General features: G+C 59.5%; 17 protein-coding genes. 3 read left to right on the top strand and 14 right to left on the bottom strand.

Annotated features, from left to right (window positions below):
- Positions 1-681: 681 nt before the first annotated feature.
- The 5 genes from ACZ9H3_RS18035 to ACZ9H3_RS18015 all read right to left on the bottom strand — a co-directional run bounded on the left by ACZ9H3_RS18035 (position 682) and on the right by ACZ9H3_RS18015 (position 5770).
- Positions 682-1398, bottom strand: a complete 717-nt coding sequence (locus tag ACZ9H3_RS18035; RefSeq protein ID WP_065757905.1) for an ABC transporter ATP-binding protein — start codon at positions 1396-1398, stop codon at positions 682-684.
- Complete coding sequence (locus tag ACZ9H3_RS18030; protein WP_065757904.1) at positions 1395-2270, bottom strand: ATP-binding cassette domain-containing protein; 876 nt, start codon at positions 2268-2270, stop codon at positions 1395-1397. The genes ACZ9H3_RS18035 and ACZ9H3_RS18030 overlap by 4 nt, the downstream gene beginning before the upstream one ends.
- Positions 2267-3550 carry a high-affinity branched-chain amino acid ABC transporter permease LivM gene (gene livM, locus ACZ9H3_RS18025; protein ID WP_065757903.1) on the bottom strand — a complete coding sequence of 428 codons (1284 nt, stop codon included), beginning with the start codon at positions 3548-3550 and terminating at the stop codon, positions 2267-2269. Before livM ends, ACZ9H3_RS18030 begins: the two co-directional genes overlap by 4 nt.
- A gap of 2 nt (positions 3551-3552) precedes the next feature.
- Complete coding sequence (locus tag ACZ9H3_RS18020; protein ID WP_065757902.1) at positions 3553-4467, bottom strand: ABC transporter permease subunit; 915 nt, start codon at positions 4465-4467, stop codon at positions 3553-3555.
- A gap of 166 nt (positions 4468-4633) precedes the next feature.
- Positions 4634-5770 carry a branched-chain amino acid ABC transporter substrate-binding protein gene (locus ACZ9H3_RS18015; RefSeq protein ID WP_330522310.1) on the bottom strand — a complete coding sequence of 379 codons (1137 nt, stop codon included), beginning with the start codon at positions 5768-5770 and terminating at the stop codon, positions 4634-4636.
- Positions 5771-6201: 431 nt separating this feature from the next.
- Here ACZ9H3_RS18015 and pncB point away from each other — a divergent pair, with 431 nt between their 5' ends.
- Positions 6202-7407 (top strand): nicotinate phosphoribosyltransferase, encoded by a 1206-nt coding sequence (gene pncB / locus ACZ9H3_RS18010; protein WP_476221805.1) that lies wholly within the window; start codon positions 6202-6204, stop codon positions 7405-7407.
- 3 nt (positions 7408-7410) lie between these two features.
- Positions 7411-8238 (top strand): ammonia-dependent NAD(+) synthetase, encoded by an 828-nt coding sequence (nadE, locus tag ACZ9H3_RS18005; protein WP_065757899.1) that lies wholly within the window; start codon positions 7411-7413, stop codon positions 8236-8238.
- A gap of 86 nt (positions 8239-8324) precedes the next feature.
- Here nadE and azu read toward each other — a convergent pair whose 3' ends face one another.
- Positions 8325-8771, bottom strand: coding sequence for an azurin (azu, locus tag ACZ9H3_RS18000; RefSeq protein WP_476221802.1), 447 nt, complete (start codon positions 8769-8771; stop codon positions 8325-8327).
- Positions 8772-9120: 349 nt separating this feature from the next.
- Between azu and ACZ9H3_RS17995 the strand changes: the two genes are divergently transcribed.
- Positions 9121-9708 carry an LOG family protein gene (locus ACZ9H3_RS17995; RefSeq protein WP_065757974.1) on the top strand — a complete coding sequence of 196 codons (588 nt, stop codon included), beginning with the start codon at positions 9121-9123 and terminating at the stop codon, positions 9706-9708.
- A gap of 2 nt (positions 9709-9710) precedes the next feature.
- On the opposite strand, the gene ACZ9H3_RS17990 is transcribed toward ACZ9H3_RS17995, so the two are convergent.
- The 8 genes from ACZ9H3_RS17990 to rpsF form a co-directional block, all read right to left on the bottom strand.
- Entirely contained in the window at positions 9711-10601 is an 891-nt protein-coding gene (locus tag ACZ9H3_RS17990; RefSeq protein WP_476221800.1) for a transglutaminase family protein, read from the bottom strand.
- Positions 10601-13054, bottom strand: a complete 2454-nt coding sequence (locus ACZ9H3_RS17985; protein WP_476221798.1) for a circularly permuted type 2 ATP-grasp protein — start codon at positions 13052-13054, stop codon at positions 10601-10603. The genes ACZ9H3_RS17990 and ACZ9H3_RS17985 overlap by 1 nt, the downstream gene beginning before the upstream one ends.
- A 154-nt stretch (positions 13055-13208) precedes the next feature.
- A complete protein-coding gene (locus ACZ9H3_RS17980) occupies positions 13209-15506 on the bottom strand; it encodes a YgiQ family radical SAM protein (RefSeq protein ID WP_065757895.1) in 2298 nt (765 codons plus the stop codon).
- A gap of 101 nt (positions 15507-15607) precedes the next feature.
- Entirely contained in the window at positions 15608-17005 is a 1398-nt protein-coding gene (dnaB, locus tag ACZ9H3_RS17975) for a replicative DNA helicase (protein WP_065757973.1), read from the bottom strand.
- Between the two features lie 110 nt (positions 17006-17115).
- The gene (gene rplI, locus ACZ9H3_RS17970; RefSeq protein ID WP_065757894.1) at positions 17116-17562 is read right to left on the bottom strand and encodes a 50S ribosomal protein L9; all 447 of its coding nucleotides are present in this window, start codon (positions 17560-17562) and stop codon (positions 17116-17118) included.
- 21 nt (positions 17563-17583) lie between these two features.
- On the bottom strand, positions 17584-18483 hold the full coding sequence (locus ACZ9H3_RS17965) for a hypothetical protein (RefSeq protein ID WP_476221796.1): 900 nt from the start codon (positions 18481-18483) through the stop codon (positions 17584-17586).
- A gap of 36 nt (positions 18484-18519) precedes the next feature.
- Positions 18520-18750 carry a 30S ribosomal protein S18 gene (gene rpsR / locus ACZ9H3_RS17960; RefSeq protein WP_065757892.1) on the bottom strand — a complete coding sequence of 77 codons (231 nt, stop codon included), beginning with the start codon at positions 18748-18750 and terminating at the stop codon, positions 18520-18522.
- Positions 18751-18778: 28 nt separating this feature from the next.
- Positions 18779-19204 (bottom strand): 30S ribosomal protein S6, encoded by a 426-nt coding sequence (gene rpsF / locus ACZ9H3_RS17955; protein ID WP_065757891.1) that lies wholly within the window; start codon positions 19202-19204, stop codon positions 18779-18781.
- Positions 19205-19436: the final 232 nt, after the last annotated feature.

Raw genomic sequence — 19436 nt, 5'->3', positions numbered from 1 at the left:
GAGTTGACTTGCCCACAGGCAGGCGGGCGGCAGGGTTTGCAGCATGCCCGCCCAGCCTCAGGGCAGCAAGTCGATTCTACGCCTGTACAAAAAATGAGCAATCACGCAAAAGTACCGTCCCAGAGGGCCTGGCGCGTGTTTTACGCACCTTATCCACAGCCCCTTCCACACACTCTGGGGGCAACTTTCAGCATCGCTGAACAGCTGTGAACAACGTGCAAAGGCTCAACAGAAAGTATTTTCCTTGACGCCCCGCCTGCGAGTTGACCCGCGAGACAATCCGCGAAAAGCACGGTGATGGCGCCAAGCCTGTAGTTCTGCCGGTCGCGTCAGTCTTTCCAGTGCTTACTCACAGAGTTATCCACAGGTTTTTCAGATCTTTTCAGGCGCAATTTCAGTAGGACAAAATCCTTGACAAATGCTATTGAGTAACACTTTAAAAAGACTGATCAAAAAACGACCAGAGCTCTAAACGCCTTGTAATACGTGGGCTGTAGACACCTGCTACCAAGTTACCCACAGCCGCTTCCACACGAAACGTGGACAACTCATCCATCTTGAACTACGGCCAACTGCAGCGACCCGATGTCACGTGCTGTGTACAACCGCCAATGACTTGTCCACATTATCAGCAGACAGCAAAACGCCCCGGGGATACCGGGGCGTTTTGCCAAGCGGCAATCAATGCCCGCCGAGATAGGCGTTTCGCACATCCTCGTTGACCAGCAGCTCCTGACCCGTACCGGTCATGCGAATCTGCCCGTTGACCATCACATAAGCCCGGTCCGAGAGCTTCAACGCATGGTTGGCGTTCTGCTCCACCAGGAAGATGGTCATGCCGGTGTTGGCCAGTTCACGCAGGGTGGCAAAGATCTGCTTGACCACAATCGGCGCCAGCCCCAACGACGGCTCGTCAAGCAACAGCAGCTTCGGTCGGCTCATCAAGGCACGGGCAATGGCAAGCATCTGCTGCTCACCACCGGACATGGTCATGGCCCGCTGGTTACGCCGTTCTTTCAGCCGGGGAAACAGCTCGAACATGCGCTCCATGTCTTCACTGGCGTACTTGTCGCCAATGGGGATGGTGCCCATCATCAGGTTCTCTTCCACCGACATGTCGGGGAACACCCGACGCCCTTCCGGCGACTGCGCAATGCCGTTGGACGCAATGTAGTGGGACGACTTGTGGGTGATGTCGGTACCGCGGTAGATGATCTGCCCGCTGGCCGCCCGTGGCTGGCCAAAGATCGACATCAGCAGGGTCGATTTACCGGCCCCGTTCGAACCGATCAGGCTGACGGTCTCCCCCTCATTGATGTGCATCGAGACTTTCTTCAGCGCCTGGATCGGCCCGTAGAACACATCGAGTTCTTTCAGTTCGAGAATGGGTGCGCTCATACCAGCTCCTCTTCATCAGCACCCAGGTAGGCGGCAATTACCGTCGGGTTGTGGCGAATATCCTGAGGCGCGCCCTCAGCGATGACGTTGCCGTGGTCGAGCACCACGATATGGTCGGAGATGCTCATGACCATGCCCATGTCATGCTCAATCAGCACGACCGTCAGGTCATGCTCATCGCGCAGTACCCGAATCATCTTGCTCAGCGCCTCGGTTTCCTGCGGGTTGAGGCCCGCGGCAGGCTCATCCAGGCAAATGATCTGCGGTCGGGTACACATGGCGCGGGCAATTTCGAGGCGCCGTTGCTGGCCATAGGACAATTCGCCGGCCAGACGGTTGGCGCAATCCACCAGATCGACCACTTCCAACCAGTAGAACGCATGGTCCAGCGCATCACTCTCGGCTTTGCGGTAGGCCTTGGTGTTGAGCACCCCAGACAGCAGGTTACGGTTTACCCACATATGCTGGGCAACCAGCAGGTTCTCCACCACCGACATTTCCTTGAACAGGCGAATGTTCTGGAATGTACGCGCCAGGCCGGCACGGTTCACCAGGTGGGTACCGCCAAACATCTTGTAGAACAGCCGGTTGGCAAAGCGCTTGGGCGAGAAGAAGTCCGCCACCTGAAAGCGCTCACCCAACAGCTGGATCACGTTGGTACGGCTGCCACGCAGGTTCAGCTCAATCTTGCCGCCGCTGGCCTTGTAGAAGCCGGTGAGGCAGTTGAACACCGTGGTCTTGCCTGCACCGTTAGGGCCGATCAGGGCGAAAATGTCATTGCGTTTGACCTTCAGGCTGACATCACTGAGCGCCTTGATACCGCCAAACTGCATCATCAGGTTATCGACCGAGAGAATAACGTCGTCGCTCATGGCGCCACTCCTTTACGCGGGGTCACACCGGTACGGCTGATGCGGATCAGCCCACGCGGTCGCCAGATCATCATCAACACCATCAGCACGCCGAACAGCAGCACCCGGTACTCGGAGAAGCTGCGCAACAGTTCAGGTGCCACGGTCAGGACAAAGGCTGCAATGACCACACCCACCGTCGAACCCATACCGCCCAGTACAACAATGGCGAGGATCAACGCCGACTCGAAGAAGGTGAACGACGACGGGTTGACGAAGCCCTGATAGCTGGCGAAGAACACACCGGCAAGGCCTGCAGTCGAGGCCCCCAGGGTAAATGCCGAGAGCTTGACCAGCACATGGTTGAGGCCCATCGAGCGGCAGGCGATCTCGTCTTCGCGCAGCGCTTCCCAGGCACGGCCGACCGGCATGCGGGTCAGACGGTGCTTGATGTACAGCACGGCCATCACAACGATGAACAGCACGATGTAGATAAACAGGAACTTCACGTTGGGGTTGTAATCGATGCCGAAGAATTCGTGGAATGGCACCCCACCGTCCTTGGCCCGACGGCCGAACTCCAGGCCCATGAAGGTCGGCGATGGCACGGGCATGCCGTTCGGGCCGCCGGTGAACGACAACCAGTTGTTCAGCACCAGACGGATGATTTCACCGAAACCCAGGGTCACGATGGCCAGGTAGTCGCCATGCATTCGCAACACCGGGAAGCCCAGTATGCAACCGGCCATCGCAGCAGCAATCGCCGCCAGCGGCAGCACTGTCCAGAAGCCCAGGCCCAGGTACTGATAGCCCAGCGCAAGGCCGTAGGCGCCGATGGCATAGAACGCCACGTAACCCAGGTCGAGCAGCCCGGCCAGGCCGACCACGATGTTCAGGCCCAGCCCGAGCAACACGTAGATCAGGCCGAGGATGACCACGGTCAGCAGGTACTTGTTGGCAAAGAACGGGAAGACGATGGCAATCACAATCAGCATTGGAATGATCCAGCGCAACCGCGATTTGTAGTCCGGCGCCAGCACATGTACACCGGAACCGCCGCCCTCGAAGCCTTGCAGGATGCTCAGGCCCTTCTCGGTCTGCAGGAACAGGCTGAGCAGGAAACGCCCGGCCATGACACCGGCCACCAGCCAGGCGACACGGGTGGGCTCAAGGTTGAAGCTGTAACCGTCCAGTACCACACCGACGATGGGCCCGAAGACGATCAGGGAAATCAGCCCGGCGAGAATCGCGTCGATCAGGCTGCGCTTGATATCGATAGCAGAGTTATTGGCAGCAGACATACTTACACCTTCGCCACGAGTGGGCGACCCAGCAGGCCTTGGGGACGGAAGATCAGGATCATCACCAGCAGCGAGAAACTGAACACATCCTTGTAGTCGGAGTTGATCAAGCCAGAGAACAGCGACTCGGAGATACCCAGAATGATTCCGCCGAGCATGGCCCCTGGCAGCGAGCCGATGCCGCCAAGTACCGCTGCGGTGAATGCCTTGATGCCAATGATGAAGCCGGCATAGAAGTCGAAGGTGCCGTAGTTCATGGTAATCAGCACGCCAGCCAGTGCAGCCATGACTGCGCCGATGATGAACACGTAGGAGATCACCCGGTCAGTGTTGATCCCCAGGATCGAGGCCATCTTGCGATCCTGCTGAGTCGCACGGCACATGCGCCCCAACTTGGTGAACTTGATGATATAGGTGAGCAGCGCCATACCCACGAAGGCGGCCACCAGAATGAAGATCTTGGTGTAGGTCAACTGCACGAAACCACTGCCCACTTCCAGGCGCCAGGCACCTTCGAGCAGCGTCGGCACACCTTGCTGACGTGCACCCTGACTGATCTGTGCATAGTTCTGCAAGATCAGCGAGATCCCGATGGCACTGATCAAGGGCGCCAGACGGGTGGAGTTACGCAGGGGTTTGTAGGCAATGCGCTCGATGGTCCAACCGTAAACACCGGTGACCACGACCGTGAAGATCAGCGTCCCGAGCATCAGCAGCGGGAAGGATTCGATACCGAAGTACGCCAGCAATGCCAGACTGATCGCCGCCAGGTAAGCGGAGATCATATACACCTCGCCGTGCGCGAAGTTGATCATGCCGATAATGCCATAGACCATTGTGTAGCCGATGGCGATCAGACCATAGACAGACCCGAGGGTCAGTCCATTGATCAGTTGCTGCAGAAAAATACCATCCATAACGCAATCTCACGTATTTGAGATTGCACAAGCGCCGACTACGGTGGGCCCTGGATGAAGCGACCCTCGCAGCGCAGGGTTGTGCAGATCTACGAGAAAAGACAGGTACGGCAATCAAGCGGGTAACGGCCCGGGCAGCCACTGCGGCCCAGGCCGGAAGCCGGTGTTATTTTTGTTTTTCCAGCTGGTGGTACTTGCCGTCCTTGTCCCACTGGTAGACCACATAGTCGGAGACTTTCAGGTCGCCTTTGGCGTCCCAGGTCTTCTCGCCCATGACGGTTTTGACCGGGTTGGCCTTCAGCCACTTGGCGGCGTCTTCACCCTTGTTCGACTTGGCGCCGTTGAAACCGGCGGCCAGGGCCTGGACCGAGGCATAGGCGTACAGGGTGTAGCCTTCAGGTTCGGTGCCGGCCTTGCGGAAGGCATCGACCACCGTCTTGCTGTCTGGCAGCAGGCGCGGGTCGGCACCGAAGGTCATATACACGCCATCGACGTACTGTGGGCCGCCAGCGGTGGTCACCAGTTCGTCGGTCACGATGCCGTCATCGGACATGAACTTCACGTCTTTCAGACCTTGTTCACGCATCTGCCGAACCAGTGGGCCAGCCTCTGGATGCAGGCCACCGAAGTAAACCACGTCGGCTCCCGCAGCACGGATCTTGGTGACCACGGCGCTGAAGTCTTTCTCGCCACGGGTCAGGCCCTCGTACAGCACAGGCTTCACGCCACGTTTCTCCAGTTGGGCCTTCGTTGCGTCAGCCAGACCCTGACCGTAGGTGTCCTTGTCGTGCAGCACGACAACCTTCTTGCCCTTGAGCACGTCAACGATGTAATCACCCGCGACAATGCCCTGCTGGTCATCACGGCCGCACATGCGGAACATCGCACCGAGGCCGCGCTCGGTGACGGCCGGGTTGGTGGAGCCTGGGGTGATTGCAATCACACCTGCTTCGTCATACACCTCGGAAGCAGGAATGGTCGAAGACGAGCAGAAGTGCCCGACGACGCCCGCCACCTTGTCCTGATCGACCAGGCGGTTGGCGACAGCCACGGCCTGTTTCGGCTCGCACGCGTCATCGCCCTTCACCAGCACGATTTTTTCGCCGTTGACCCCACCCTTGGCGTTGATCTCGTCCGCTGCCGCCTGGGCACCTTTCATGTACTGCTCGCCAAACGCCGCGTTGGCACCGGTCATCGGGCCCGCTACACCGATCTTGATGTCGGCCTGAACATACGAAGAAACACCCAGCGCCGTAGCAACGGCAAGGGCCAAGAAGCCTTTCTTGTAAAACGTCTGCGACATGAGGTGGTGCTCCTAGAGTTTTTTTGGTTGGCACTACAACTTTCAGCACTAGCTATGAGCAAGGGCCGTGCCATCGGTTTTACATTCCGAAAAAACTCACGTGCAAAGCAAAGGCTGCGGATTTGCGGCCTTTTTTTACAGGCTGTGCAACCGTCTACATCCGCTTTGGCGCCACCTGAAACCCGGAAAAAGGGCAACCCGCAAGTGCCATCATTGCAACCACCGTTTTGAGTTACGTGCAACCAACCTGTTACAGCATGCGTAACCGAACTGCACATCCTTGGTGCGCGACTGCTACAACGGGCACCATCGCAGGGAGGCTCAATGCTCCGCAACAGACCGTTACCCATAGCCTGCTACCGGTTTTCCCAGCCTTTAGAGAAAAAAGGCTGGCACAATGAACCCATCCTGCGCCCCATCTGGAGCCTTTTATGAGCGAAAGCGCCTTCGCTGATCGCATCGTGCAAAACCTGCTCGACACCGACTTCTACAAACTGACCATGATGCAGGCTGTCCTGCATAACTACCCGAACGTCGATGTCGAATGGGAGTTTCGCTGCCGCAACGGTGAAGACTTGCGCCCCTACCTGACAGAGATCCGCGAGCAGATCGAGCGCTTGCCGGAACTGAGCCTGGGCAACGGGCAGTTGGGCTTCCTTGAGCAGATCAGCTTTCTCAAACCCGATTTCCTGCGCTTTCTCGGACTGTTTCGTTTCGACCTGCGCTACCTGCAATTGGGTATAGAAAACGACCAGCTCTACCTGCGCCTGCGCGGCCCCTGGCTGCACGTGATTCTTTTCGAGGTCCCGTTGCTGGCGATCATCAGCGAAGTACGCAATCGTCACCGGTATCCGCAGGTCAAACTGGAGCAGGCACGCGAACAGCTGTACCGCAAATTCGACTGGCTCAAGGCCAATGCCAGCGCAGACGAGCTGGCCGAGTTGCAGGTGGCCGATTTCGGCACCCGCAGGCGCTTCTCCTACCGCGTACAGGAAGAGGTGGTCCGCGTATTGAAGGAGGACTTCCCGGCCCGTTTCGTCGGCACCAGTAATGTGCATCTGGCACGGAAACTGGATATCAAACCCTTGGGAACCATGGCCCACGAATGGATCATGGCGCACCAGCAGTTAGGGCCTCGGCTGATCGACAGCCAGATCGCCGCACTCGACTGCTGGGTCCGCGAGTACCGCGGGCTACTGGGGATCGCGCTGACAGACTGCATCACCATGGATGCCTTTCTCAACGATTTCGACCTGTACTTCGCCAAGCTGTTCGATGGCCTGCGCCACGATTCGGGCGATCCCATCCTCTGGGCCGAGAAAGCCATCGCCCATTACCGAACACTGGGCATCGACCCGATGAGCAAGACACTGGTGTTTTCAGACGGCCTGAACCTGACCAAGTCGCTGCAGATCTTTCGCGCACTGCGCGGACGGATCAATGTCAGCTTCGGTATCGGCACAAACCTGACCTGTGACATTCCCGGGGTGGCGCCGATGAACATCGTGCTTAAAATGACCGATTGCAACGGCCAGCCTGTCGCCAAGATTTCCGACGAGGCGGCAAAGATCCAATGCCGCGACGAGAACTTCGTCGCCTACCTGCGCCACGTATTCAAAGTTCCCAGCAAGGAGTAACCCATGCAAGCCGTCCAGCTAGAGATTGCGCAGCAGCTCAAGGTGCAGCCGCCGTTCGCCGACGATGCCGCGCTCAAGGCCGAAGTGGCCCGACGCATCGCCTTTATCCAGCAGTGTCTGCAAGCTGCCGGGCTCAAAACCCTGGTACTGGGCATCAGTGGCGGGGTCGACTCGCTGACGGCTGCCCTGCTGGCGCAACGTGCAATCAACGAACTGCGCAGCAAGACCGGTGACGAGCAGTACCGGTTCATCGCGGTGCGTCTGCCTTATCAGGTGCAGCACGATGAACATGACGCCCAGGCCTGCATCGACTTCATTCAGCCCGACGAGTGCCATACGGTGAACATCGGCCCAGCCGTCAAGGCGCTGGCAGCCGAGGTCAAGGCGCTGGAAGGGGGCAAGCCAAGCATGGTCGACTTCGTCCTCGGCAACACCAAGGCGCGCATGCGCATGGTCGCCCAGTACACCATCGCTGGCGCACGCCAAGGCCTGGTGATCGGTACCGACCATGCCGCTGAAGCAGTGATGGGCTTCTTCACCAAATTCGGCGACGGCGCCTGCGACCTGGCACCGCTCAGCGGCCTGGTGAAAAATCAGGTACGGGCAATCGCACGCAGCTTCGGTGCACCGGAATCACTGGTCGAGAAAGTACCAACGGCCGATCTGGAAGACCTCGCACCGGGCAAGCCGGACGAAGCATCCCACGGGGTGACCTACCAGGAGATCGATGCCTTCCTGCATGGCGAGCCGGTAAGCCAGGAAGCCTTCGAGATCATCCGGACAACCTTCGAGAAAACCCACCACAAGCGCGTGGTGCCGTTCGCACCATAAGACGTACGTAGACGCTGACAGCATCGCAGGCAAGCCTGCTCCAACACACTGTTGAAGCGGGTCTTGCCCGCGATGGGGAAGTGGCGTTACTTCAGAACGACAGAGCCTTTCATCATCGCAATGTGGCCTGGGAACGAGCAGAAGAAACCGTACTTCTCACCAGCCGCCAGCTTGGAAACGTCAATCGTCAGCGAGTCTTTCTCGCCAGCGCCGATGACTTTGGTGTGCGCGATAACCCGGGTATCACCTGCTTTCAGGTAGTTATTGTCGAGACCGGCGCCGATGCCGTCGGTAGCAATGGCCTGCATGTCGGCCTCCTTGCTCACCACCAGGTTGTGGCCCATGACGCTCTTCGCCATTGAACCGGAGTGGGTCAGTTCAACCGTGAACTGCTTGCAGCTCTTGTCGATGGCGATTTCCTTGGTATTGAAGGACATCTGGTCGGTGGAGTCGACCGTGACCTTGCATTCAGCGGCCATGACCTGGGCGCTGGCAATGCTCAGCAGGGATACGGCAACAAGTTTGGCAAACATCGTGAATCTCCATGGCAGGGTTTTTTATCGTCTTCAGACTGCCCGATACGCATGGCAAGCCCCGTGATATGGGTCAAGCGCTGCATCGTTAGCCGGGCAGTGAATTTGTTCTATGGTGCTCATCAAGACAATCAACGTGCCCATCATGCCCCTTTGTTGGACGATGAAACAACCGCTTAATTAGGAGTAACTATCATGTCCCTCAATAGTCTGATGCGCAGCCTGCTGGCCGCCTACGCCTGTGGCGCCAGCGGCGCCGCCTGTGAGTTCTCCCGCCCGGAATGACACAGCACTTGGAAGGCACCCAATGGCGCTTTACCCTGTCGCGCTCAACAATCAGGAGAGCGCCATGTCGTTACGTTCCGTTTGTGTGTTTTGTGGTGCCAGTACCGGCGCCAGCCCCGCTTACCGGGCAGCCGCCGAAGCGCTGGGCCAGGCGATTGCCCAACGCGGCCTGACACTGGTTTATGGTGGCGGTGCCGTGGGCCTGATGGGGATCGTCGCCGATGCGGCCCTGGCGGCCGGTGGCGAGGTCGTCGGGATCATTCCCGAGCGCCTGAAAAGTGCTGAAATCGGCCACCCCAACTTGAGCCGCCTGGAAGTGGTCGACGGTATGCACGCACGCAAAGCGCGCATGGCCGAACTCAGTGATGCCTTCATCGCACTGCCCGGAGGCCTGGGTACACTCGAAGAACTGTTCGAGGTCTGGACCTGGGGCCAACTGGGTTACCACGGCAAACCACTCGGTTTGCTGGACGTAAACGGCTTCTACGACAAGCTGACCGGCTTTCTCGACCACATGGTCAGCGAAGGCTTCGTCCGTGAACAACACCGCACGCTGCTACAGAAAAACACCTCGCCTGACGCCCTGCTCGATGCCCTTGAGCACTGGAAGCCGGTAGTGCCACCCAAGTGGGCCGACCAGCAGCCCGCCTGATTTCAAGCCAAGGGGGTGACCGTGACCCGTACTTCCGGGTCATGGCTGCCACCGCCAAGAATCACCCCACGCAGCGGCGAGACATCGGAAAAGTCGCGTCCCCAGCCCAAGGTGATGTGCTCCAACGCAGGCCGCAGGTTGTTGGTCGGGTCAAAATCCACCCAGCCCTGGTCCGGGCAGAACACCGAAACCCAGGCATGCGACGCATCAGCACCGATCAGGCGCGGCTGGCCGGGTGGCGGTCGCGTCAATAGATAACCACTGACATAGCGCGCCGCCAGGCCCCGCGAGCGCAGACAGGCGAGCATCAGGTGGGCAAAGTCCTGGCATACACCACGACGTCGCTCCAGCACCTCCAGTAGCGGCGTGGCAACCTGTGTTGCCGTTGCATCGAAGGTGAACTCGTTGAAGATCTTTTCCATCAACGCCTGCACCGCCAACAGCAATGGACGGCCCGGCACGAAGCAACTATCTGCATAGGCCACAAACCGTTGCTTGAGCCGCACCTGTGGCGACTCGAAGCAATAGCGACAGGCCTCCAGGCGCTCGGCGGAAAACGGTCGACTGCTGTAACTCAGCGCCTCTCGCACCGCCTCCCAGGGTTGCGAGCGAGCCAGATCCGGTAACGCCCTGGCGTACACACAAAGCGTCAGTCGGGTCTCGATGCGCAGTTCGTCGTGCTGGCAATCAAACGCCAGGCGGGTCAACGGGTTGCCAAAGACGTCCAGCGCATCACTGCGCCGGGTCGGCGCCGGGCTGATCTGCATGTCCCGCTCAGTGCAGTGCTGCCAGGCACAGTCGCGCGGCCACAAATGAACCAGTTGCTGGGCCAACGACACCGGGCTGGTGTAGCGATAGAGGGTTTCATGAACCACCTGGTAACGGACACTCATCAGATCGACACCGTCTGCTGGCTAAGATCGTCGACATGCACAAAGTGACGCAACGCCAAACGCTCAGCCACGTGAGCACATGCCGAAGAAATGCCTTCCAGCAAACCAACCAGTTCAGCAAGCGCGACATTGACCGTCGATGCACCTTGCACCGTCGCCAGGTCATAGCGGCGCAACCGTTCAGCCAGGCTAACCAGTTCGGGCTCGAGCGGTGTACCGAGGTCACGGTGCAGGCGGTTGAGCGAGGTCGTCGTGAGCTTGAGCTGAAACAACAGGGCATGCGGGTTCTGCTCATCAAGCACGAGCAGGTCGAGCACCGGCAGTAACTGAGCGACCTCCAGGTAACGCGAGCGGTAAGTGATGCTGCTGTTGCCCAGCTCCAGCAAGGCCTCCAGCCCGGCCTGGTCAAACACTGCCGGGCCACTCAAGAACAGTGCCAGGTTGTCGCTCAAGGCTTGCAGCCGCTCCAGTCGGCGCCCGATCATCAGGAAGCGCCAACCCTCATCACGGGTCATGTCGTCCAGGGCGAAGCCCGACAGCGCCGCCAACGACATGACCAGACGGTCGAGGGTTTCCAGCAGCTCACCGAAGCCCGCCTCCGCGTTCTCCAGCACTCGCGCTTGCCGCTGCAACTCCTGCAGCGCCTGCCAGTTTTCCCGTGAGAGCTTGCCGCGCACCTGAGCGGCTGCGCCCTGCAAGCGCTGCAGGTTGGCGCGCAAACCGAAGCCCCATTCGGCATCCAGCAATGCAGCACGCAAACGTTCGGGCAGGCTTGCGCCCTCTGGCAGTAATGACAAGCCGTCCGCCAACGCCACAGCCCCCTCCAGCGCCAGTGGACTGTCATCGTCCAGGTAACGGGTCAACAGAATGCGCAACAAGCGCGCCCCCACATCACAGCGCTCACAGTAACGGCCGAACCAGAACAAGTTTTCCACCACCCGCGAGGGCAAGTACGGGTCGCGACGAATCAGGTCCGCCACGCCAATACTGTGCCGCGCCCGCCACTGCTCACCGGCGCAGGCCTGCTCACCCAACACCCAGGCATCCTTGCTGGCACCACCACGCTGCATCGAGATCACGTCGGCATCGGCCTGTGCCGACACCCGCACCAGCCCGCCAGGCAACACCCGATAGCCATCGGCACAGGCCACGGCGTAAACACGCATACCTACCGAACGGGATTGCAGTGCACGTTGATCGACCTGCCAGACCGGCGCCTGGGACAACTGCACCCGCTCTTGGGCAACATAGACAGCCGGTCGCGCACCGATACGCGACGCCAGCGCCTGCTGTTGTTCAGCATCAAGTGCGCCTCCCAACACGGGCGTGAACCGCTGCGAAGGAAACGCTGGCTTGAACACCAGGTCTGGCAGTTTCTCCAGCGCCTGTGCCAATGCCGGAGGCTCGCCGCACCACCAACTGGCAACGGAGGGCAGGCTCAAGGCCTCGCCGAACAGGTGCTCATTGATAGCGGGCAAAAAACCAAGCAGGCCGGGTGACTCCAGCACACCGCAGCCCAAGGCATTGGCCACCAGCACGCGCCCTTGACGCACGGCATCGAGCAAACCAGGAACGCCCAATGCCGAATCCGTGCGCAACTCCAGCGGGTCGCAGAAGTCATCGTCAAGACGCCGCCAAATGCCGTGAACACGACGCAAACCATCCAGTGTCTTGAGGTACACGGTGGCATCGCGCACCGTCAGGTCGCTACCCTCGACCAAGGGGTAACCCAGTTGCCGCGCCAAATACAGGTGTTCGAAGTAACTCTCGTTGAATCGCCCGGGGGTCAGCAGCACCACCAGCGGCGCCTCCCCTTCACTCGGTGCCGTCTCGGCGAGAGTCTGCTGCAAGGTTCGAAAGAAACCCGCCAGGTGCTGTACATGGAGGCTGCGGTAGAGCTCCGGCCAGGCCCGCGAAAGAATTGTGCGGTTCTCAAGGGCATAGCCAGCACCAGAAGGCGCCTGGGTACGGTCTGCAGTGATCCACCAGCGCCCATCCGGCGCGCGTGCAAGGTCAGCGGCGTAGACATGCAGGTAGGTTCCGCCAGGCACTTCGATACCTTGGCAGGGCCAGAGAAAATTGTTGTGCCCGTAGATCAGTTCCGGAGGTAAAAGCCCGTCGGCCAGCAGCTGTTGCGGTCCGTAGGTATCGGCCAGTACCGCATTGAGCAGACGAGCACGCTGAGCGATACCGGCGGCCAGTGGCTGCCATTCCTCGGCAGACAACACGTGCGGCAACAGATCCAGCTCCCACGGGCGATCAGCGCCCTTGGGGTCGGCGTAGATGTTATAGGTGACACCATTTTCCTGAAGCTGGCGGGTCAACAGCGCCTGACGCTGCGCCAACTGCTCGGGGCTGCTTCGCTGCAACTGCGCGAACAGCGCCTGCCAGTGCGGGCGTACCGCTCCGTCGCCCTGCAACAGTTCATGGTAGGAGTCAGGCTGGTCAGGCATGGCAGCGCTCAAGGGCCAAGGTCAACCCTGAAGCGCGCAAGAGTTGTGCCATGAGCGGCTACGCCGTGCCTGCGCACGGCTTAGCCTATTGGCGCACCAGAATCGTGCCTTGCCACGGGCAACGCACCACCCCGGCGCGCGGGCCAAGGCCAGGTTAGCGCGGCAGTACCGGCTGACGCGGCTTCTTCTTGCCTTTGCCCTTGGCGGCGTCTTTGCGCGCCTTGGCCGCATCCTGGTTACGGGCGAACGCTGCCGCCTTGGCCTCTTCGCGCTTGTCCCACGGCTTGCCACCATCGCTGCCACGCGGCGGCAGGCCAGTGTGCTGAGTCAGGATCTTTTGATCCTTGGCGACCTTGTGGCTGCCTGCCGGTGTCGAGTTCTTGCGTCGCGCACTCTGGTAGCTGTCGGTTGCAGGCTGGTGCAACGGGATCAACTGGTGCTTGCCCGGGCCGATCAGGTCGCTACGGCCCATACGCTCCAGCGCCTCACGCAGCATCGGCCAGCCCTTCGGATCGTGATAGCGCAGGAATGCCTTGTGCAGGCGACGCTGTGCCTCGCTCTTGACGATCGTGACCGGGTCACTCTTGTAGGTGACCTTGCGCAGCGGGTTCTTGCCCGAGTGGTACATGGCGGTAGCCGACGCCATTGGCGATGGATAGAACGCCTGTACCTGGTCAGCACGGAAGCCATTGCCCTTGAGCCAAAGGGCCAGGTTCATCATGTCTTCATCGGTAGTGCCCGGGTGCGCCGCAATGAAGTACGGGATCAGGTACTGTTCCTTGCCCGCCTCTTTCGAGAATTTCTCGAACATACGCTTGAAGCGGTCATAGGTACCGATACCCGGCTTCATCATCTGATTCAGCGGGCCTTCTTCGGTGTGCTCCGGCGCAATCTTCAGGTAACCGCCAACGTGGTGAGTCACCAGTTCCTTGACGTACTCCGGCGACTCTACCGCCAGGTCATAACGCAGGCCCGAGGCGATCAGGATCTTCTTCACACCCGGCAAGGCACGCGCACTGCGGTACAACTGAATCAACGACGAGTGGTCGGTGTTCAGGTTCGGGCAAATGCCGGGGAACACGCACGACGGCTTGCGGCACGCGGACTCGATTTCCGGGCTCTTGCAGGCGATTCGGTACATGTTCGCGGTAGGGCCGCCAAGGTCGGAGATGACACCGGTAAACCCAGGCACCTTGTCGCGAATCTCTTCGATCTCACGAATGATCGACTCTTCAGAGCGGTTCTGGATAATCCGGCCTTCGTGCTCGGTGATCGAGCAGAAGGTGCAGCCACCAAAGCAGCCGCGCATGATGTTGACCGAAAAACGGATCATGTCGTAGGCCGGGATTTTCTCCTTGCCATACGCCGGGTGCGGCACGCGCGCATAGGGCATGCCGAACACATAGTCCATTTCCTCAGTAGTCATCGGAATGGGCGGAGGGTTGAACCAGACGTCCACGTCACCGTGTCTCTGCACCAGCGCCCGGGCGTTGCCTGGGTTGGTCTCCAGGTGCAGCACACGGTTGGCGTGAGCGTAGAGCACCGCGTCGCCACGGACCTTCTCGAAGGACGGCAGGCGAATCACGGTCTTGTCGCGGGTCATCCGCGGGCTCGCCAGCAACTGGACGACCTTCGGTTCATTCGGGTCTTCAACCGGGCCTTTTTCTTGCTCGATGGCGCAGGCCTGAGTGTCCTGGGTATTCACGTACGGGTTGATGATCTTGTCGATCTTGCCCGGACGGTCGATACGTGTGGAGTCGACCTCGTACCAGCCTTCAGGGGTGTCCCGACGAACAAATGCCGTGCCACGAATGTCGGTAATGGTTTCGATTTTCTCGCCGTACGACAGGCGCTGGGCCACTTCGACAATGGCCCGCTCGGCATTGCCGTAAAGCAGGATGTCGGCACAGGCGTCGATCAGGATCGAATGACGCACCTTGTCCTGCCAGTAGTCGTAATGTGCGATCCGGCGCAGCGAAGCCTCGATGCCACCCAGCACGATCGGTACATGCTTGTAGGCTTCCTTGCAGCGCTGGCTGTAGACCAGGCTGGCGCGATCCGGACGCTTGCCGGCCAGGCCACCCGGCGTATAGGCGTCGTCGGAACGGATCTTCTTGTCGGCGGTGTAGCGGTTGATCATGGAGTCCATGTTGCCCGCAGCGACACCGAAAAACAGGTTCGGCTCACCCAGCTTCATGAAGTCGTCTTTCGACTGCCAGTTCGGCTGGGCAATGATCCCCACCCGGAACCCTTGGGCTTCCAGCAGACGGCCGATGATGGCCATACCGAACGACGGGTGATCGACATAGGCGTCACCGGTCACAATGATGATGTCGCAGGAATCCCAGCCGAGCTGATCCATCTCCTCCCTGCTCATCGGCAGGAACGGTGCTGGTCCGAAGCATTCGGCCCAGTACTTGGGATAGTCGAAAAGTGGTTTGGCTGCTTGCATGTCAGTGACCGGTTCTGAAGTACAGGAAAATCGCGGGCGCGGACTATAGCACAAATTTTGACCAATTCCGACGCTGCAGCTCGGAATTGGCGCTGCGAAAATTACTCGTCGTCGTCGAAGTTGTAGCTACCCGGCGCCAGGTTCTCGAAGCGCGTGTATTTACCGATGAACGCCAGCCGGACAAAGCCGATCGGGCCGTTCCGCTGCTTGCCGATAATGATTTCGGCAATGCCTTTGTGTTCGGTTTCCGGATGGTAGACCTCATCGCGGTAGACGAACATGATCACGTCAGCATCCTGCTCGATCGCTCCGGATTCCCGCAAGTCGGAGTTCACCGGGCGCTTGTTCGGCCGCTGCTCAAGGGAACGGTTAAGCTGCGACAGGGCGATGACCGGGCAGTTGAACTCTTTGGCCAGCGCCTTGAGCGAGCGGGAGATCTCGGAGATCTCGTTGGTACGGTTGTCACCGCTGGAGCCCGGGATCTGCATCAACTGCAGGTAGTCGATCATGATCATGCCGATCTCGCCATGCTCGCGCACCAGACGACGGGTACGGGCACGCATTTCCGACGGGCTGATACCGGCCGTATCGTCGATGAACAGCTTGCGATCATTGAGCAGGTTGACAGCCGACGTCAGGCGCGGCCAGTCATCGTCATCAAGCTGACCGGAACGGATCTTGGTCTGGTCGATACGCCCGAGCGACGAGAGCATACGCATGATCAGCGATTCGCCTGGCATCTCGAGGGAGTACACCAGTACCGCCTTGTCACTGCGCAGCACCGCATTCTCCACCAGGTTCATGGCGAAGGTGGTCTTACCCATCGACGGACGGCCGGCGACGATGATCAGGTCAGCGGGCTGCAGACCGCTGGTCTTCTCATCCAAGTCGGTATAACCCGTGGAAATACCGGTGATATCGCTGTCGGAGTTGAACAGGGTATCAATACGGTCAATGGCCTTGGTCAGCAGCTCGTTGACCCCAACCGGGCCGCCGGTCTTTGGACGCGCTTCGGCGATCTGGAAGATCTGCCGTTCGGCTTCGTCGAGAATCTCTGCCGCGTTGCGACCCTGCGGGTTGAAGGCACTGTCGGCAATCTCGCTGCTGATGCTGATCAGCTGACGCAGGGTCGCCCGCTCACGAATGATCTGCGCATAGGCCTTGATGTTGGCGACCGATGGCGTGTTCTTGGCCAGCTCACCGAGGTAACCCAACCCACCCACCTGGGAGCTGAGACCTTCCCGATCCAGCTGCTCATGCAGGGTTACCACATCGAACGGGGTGTTCTGATCGGCCAGCTTGTAGATCGCACGGAAGATCAGGCGGTGGTCATGCCGGTAGAAATCGCCATCCGAGACTTGATCCAGCACGCGCTCCCAGGCGTTGTTGTCCAGCATCAGGCCACCGAGCACAGCCTGTTCGGCCTCGATGGAATGCGGCGGCACCTTCAGGGCAGCAGTTTGCAGATCGTATTGTTCGGGAGCGGATATCTCGTTCATGGCCACACGGAAATCAGGGAGACGAAAAAGACAAAGGGCACGACCTGCCTAGCAGGATCGTGCCCGATGTTAACCGGCTGACACGCGAGGTGCCAGCCGATTGGTGCAGCTTAGGCTGCGACAACAACCACGCGAACGGTGGCTTCAACATCGCTGTGCAGGTGCACGGCAACGTCGTATTCGCCAACATTACGGATGGTGCCGTTCGGCAGACGAACTTCAGCTTTAGCCACTTCAACGCCGGAGGCGGTCAGGGCATCAGCGATGTCGTGGGTGCCGATCGAACCGAACAGCTTGCCTTCGTCGCCAGCGGTGGCAGTGATGGTCACTTCCAGCTCGGCCAGTTGGGCAGCGCGGGTTTCAGCAGAAGACTTCTTGTCTGCAGCCAGTTTTTCCAGCTCGGCGCGACGCTCCTCGAACGCAGCCAGGTTGGCAGCGTTGGCAACGGTGGCCTTGCCTTGCGGCAGCAGGTAGTTACGGCCGTAACCAGCCTTAACATTTACCTTATCGCCCAGGTTGCCCAGGTTGGCGATTTTTTCCAGCAGGATCAGTTCCATTTGGTAATAACCTCTTAACTTTTAACCTTCACCGTTCGCGGAACCGTTGTCGGCACCATTTTTTGGCGCCCCGCGGCCGCGAAAATCAATCAGGCTGTCGACAATGGCCAACACCACGAGCAACGGATAAATCAGCTGCATGAACAGCAGCAGTGTCACGTACAACCCAACCAGCCAGAACCTTGCCAGCCGGCCCTGCGCCACCAGCCCATGCAACAGGGCAGCCCCTGCGAACATCAGCGGTACACTGCAAATCGGCGTCAACATCGCCAACCCGGCCCCGAAATTGGGCCCGATCAGCATGCACGCCAGCAGCACCAGCGCCGGCACCAGCGGTAGTCTGACGGCGCGAAACTCGCGACCGAAGCCACCCGGGTTATACAACACTGCCTGCCAGTAGCGACCCAATATCAGGGCCAACAGACTGACGGCTTGCAACAACGCGGCGATCAGGCCGTAGAGAACTGGCGCGATAAGGCTACCCAGGTGCGCTCGCTCTTCTACCGTCAACTGCTGGTAGAGCCCGTCGAGCATTTGCGGCAAGGCTTTCTCAAGCGCTTGTGACAAAGCTTCGACCGGTTCGCGGAAAACCGACCCAAGAACCACACCGTACACCAACCCCAAGGCAGTGCTGATCAACAGCACCCTGTTCCAGGACTGCCCCGCGCGTAAAAACGCAGCCAGGCCAAGCGTTCCCAACAGCACCATCAAGATGCGTGGGTCACCGAAGAACCACCAGGCCAACGCGGGCAACAAAGCCCAGGCGAGGACACCGGAGGCGTCACTGAAACCGCGCCGCAGGAACACCAGGCTCCCGGCGGCGGCACTCAACCAGAACAGCAGCGGCATTGCCGCACAACCAACCACCACTAAAGTGGCCTGCACGCGACCGCGCATGATGAAATCAGCCAAGGCGCGCATGCGTTCTATCCCTTGCTACTTGTCGACGACCCGGTCTCAGCGGCCGTGGCTGTCGGTGTAGGGCAGCAGGGCCAGGAAGCGGGCGCGCTTGATAGCGGTAGCCAGCTGACGCTGATAACGAGCTTTGGTACCGGTGATACGGCTTGGAACGATCTTGCCGGTTTCGGATACATAAGCTTTCAGGGTGTTGAGATCTTTGTAATCGATCTCTTTCACTTCTTCAGCAGTGAAGCGGCAGAATTTACGACGACGGAAGAAACGTGCCATGTAATTGGCTCCTCAAAAGGTCCGTGGATTACTCGTCAGCGTTATCGCTGTTGTCGCTGTTGTCGCTGTCATCGCCTTCGGCGCTGTCAGCATGCTCAGGACGGTCGCGACGCTCACGGCGCTCACTGCGGTTCTCTTCAGCCTTGAGCATCTCGGACTGGCCGGTAACGGCTTCGTCGCGACGGATGACCAGGTTACGGATCACGGCATCGTTGTAACGGAAGTTGTCTTCCAGCTCGGCCAGGGCCTTGCCGGTGCACTCAACGTTCAGCATCACGTAGTGAGCCTTGTGAACATTGTTGATTGCGTAGGCCAGTTGACGACGGCCCCAGTCTTCCAGACGGTGGATTTTGCCGCCGTCTTCTTCGATCAGCTTGGTGTAACGCTCAACCATGCCGCCGACTTGCTCGCTCTGGTCAGGGTGGACCAGAAAGATGATTTCGTAATGACGCATGAATGCTCCTTACGGGTTGTAGTCTGCCACCAGAGTGGTCAGACAAGGAGTGAATGACACTTGTATGTCCTGCCTTGGAAAGAGGCACATGCGCGCCTGCCAACACGACAAGGGCCGCAATTGTAGAGAAGCGCCCGCAGACAAGCAAGGTAATTGGTGATTATTTGAACAACGTTGCGCAAGAGAAGCGCGACGCTCTACAGCCCTTAACGACAAGGCCCGCGCCTGCAGC

The organism is Pseudomonas sp. TE3910 (assembly GCF_056279025.1).
Note: the sequence above shows the minus strand (reverse complement) of the source record. Positions and strands in the feature narration are given on the sequence as shown.

What these genes read in the sequence shown, in the direction of transcription:
- nadE (WP_065757899.1), top strand. Translation starts at nt 7,411, where the DNA reads ATGCAAGCCGTCCAGCTAGAGATTGCGCAGCAGCTCAAGGTGCAGCCG.
- dnaB (WP_065757973.1), bottom strand. Translation starts at nt 17,005, where the DNA reads ATGAACGAGATATCCGCTCCCGAACAATACGATCTGCAAACTGCTGCC.
- ACZ9H3_RS18020 (WP_065757902.1), bottom strand. Translation starts at nt 4,467, where the DNA reads ATGGATGGTATTTTTCTGCAGCAACTGATCAATGGACTGACCCTCGGG.
- rpsF (WP_065757891.1), bottom strand. Translation starts at nt 19,204, where the DNA reads ATGCGTCATTACGAAATCATCTTTCTGGTCCACCCTGACCAGAGCGAG.
- livM (WP_065757903.1), bottom strand. Translation starts at nt 3,550, where the DNA reads ATGTCTGCTGCCAATAACTCTGCTATCGATATCAAGCGCAGCCTGATC.
- ACZ9H3_RS18030 (WP_065757904.1), bottom strand. Translation starts at nt 2,270, where the DNA reads ATGAGCGACGACGTTATTCTCTCGGTCGATAACCTGATGATGCAGTTT.
- pncB (WP_476221805.1), top strand. Translation starts at nt 6,202, where the DNA reads ATGAGCGAAAGCGCCTTCGCTGATCGCATCGTGCAAAACCTGCTCGAC.
- ACZ9H3_RS17985 (WP_476221798.1), bottom strand. Translation starts at nt 13,054, where the DNA reads ATGCCTGACCAGCCTGACTCCTACCATGAACTGTTGCAGGGCGACGGA.
- rplI (WP_065757894.1), bottom strand. Translation starts at nt 17,562, where the DNA reads ATGGAACTGATCCTGCTGGAAAAAATCGCCAACCTGGGCAACCTGGGC.
- ACZ9H3_RS18015 (WP_330522310.1), bottom strand. Translation starts at nt 5,770, where the DNA reads ATGTCGCAGACGTTTTACAAGAAAGGCTTCTTGGCCCTTGCCGTTGCT.
- ACZ9H3_RS17995 (WP_065757974.1), top strand. Translation starts at nt 9,121, where the DNA reads ATGTCGTTACGTTCCGTTTGTGTGTTTTGTGGTGCCAGTACCGGCGCC.
- ACZ9H3_RS18035 (WP_065757905.1), bottom strand. Translation starts at nt 1,398, where the DNA reads ATGAGCGCACCCATTCTCGAACTGAAAGAACTCGATGTGTTCTACGGG.
- ACZ9H3_RS17980 (WP_065757895.1), bottom strand. Translation starts at nt 15,506, where the DNA reads ATGCAAGCAGCCAAACCACTTTTCGACTATCCCAAGTACTGGGCCGAA.
- azu (WP_476221802.1), bottom strand. Translation starts at nt 8,771, where the DNA reads ATGTTTGCCAAACTTGTTGCCGTATCCCTGCTGAGCATTGCCAGCGCC.
- ACZ9H3_RS17965 (WP_476221796.1), bottom strand. Translation starts at nt 18,483, where the DNA reads ATGCGCGCCTTGGCTGATTTCATCATGCGCGGTCGCGTGCAGGCCACT.
- rpsR (WP_065757892.1), bottom strand. Translation starts at nt 18,750, where the DNA reads ATGGCACGTTTCTTCCGTCGTCGTAAATTCTGCCGCTTCACTGCTGAA.
- ACZ9H3_RS17990 (WP_476221800.1), bottom strand. Translation starts at nt 10,601, where the DNA reads ATGAGTGTCCGTTACCAGGTGGTTCATGAAACCCTCTATCGCTACACC.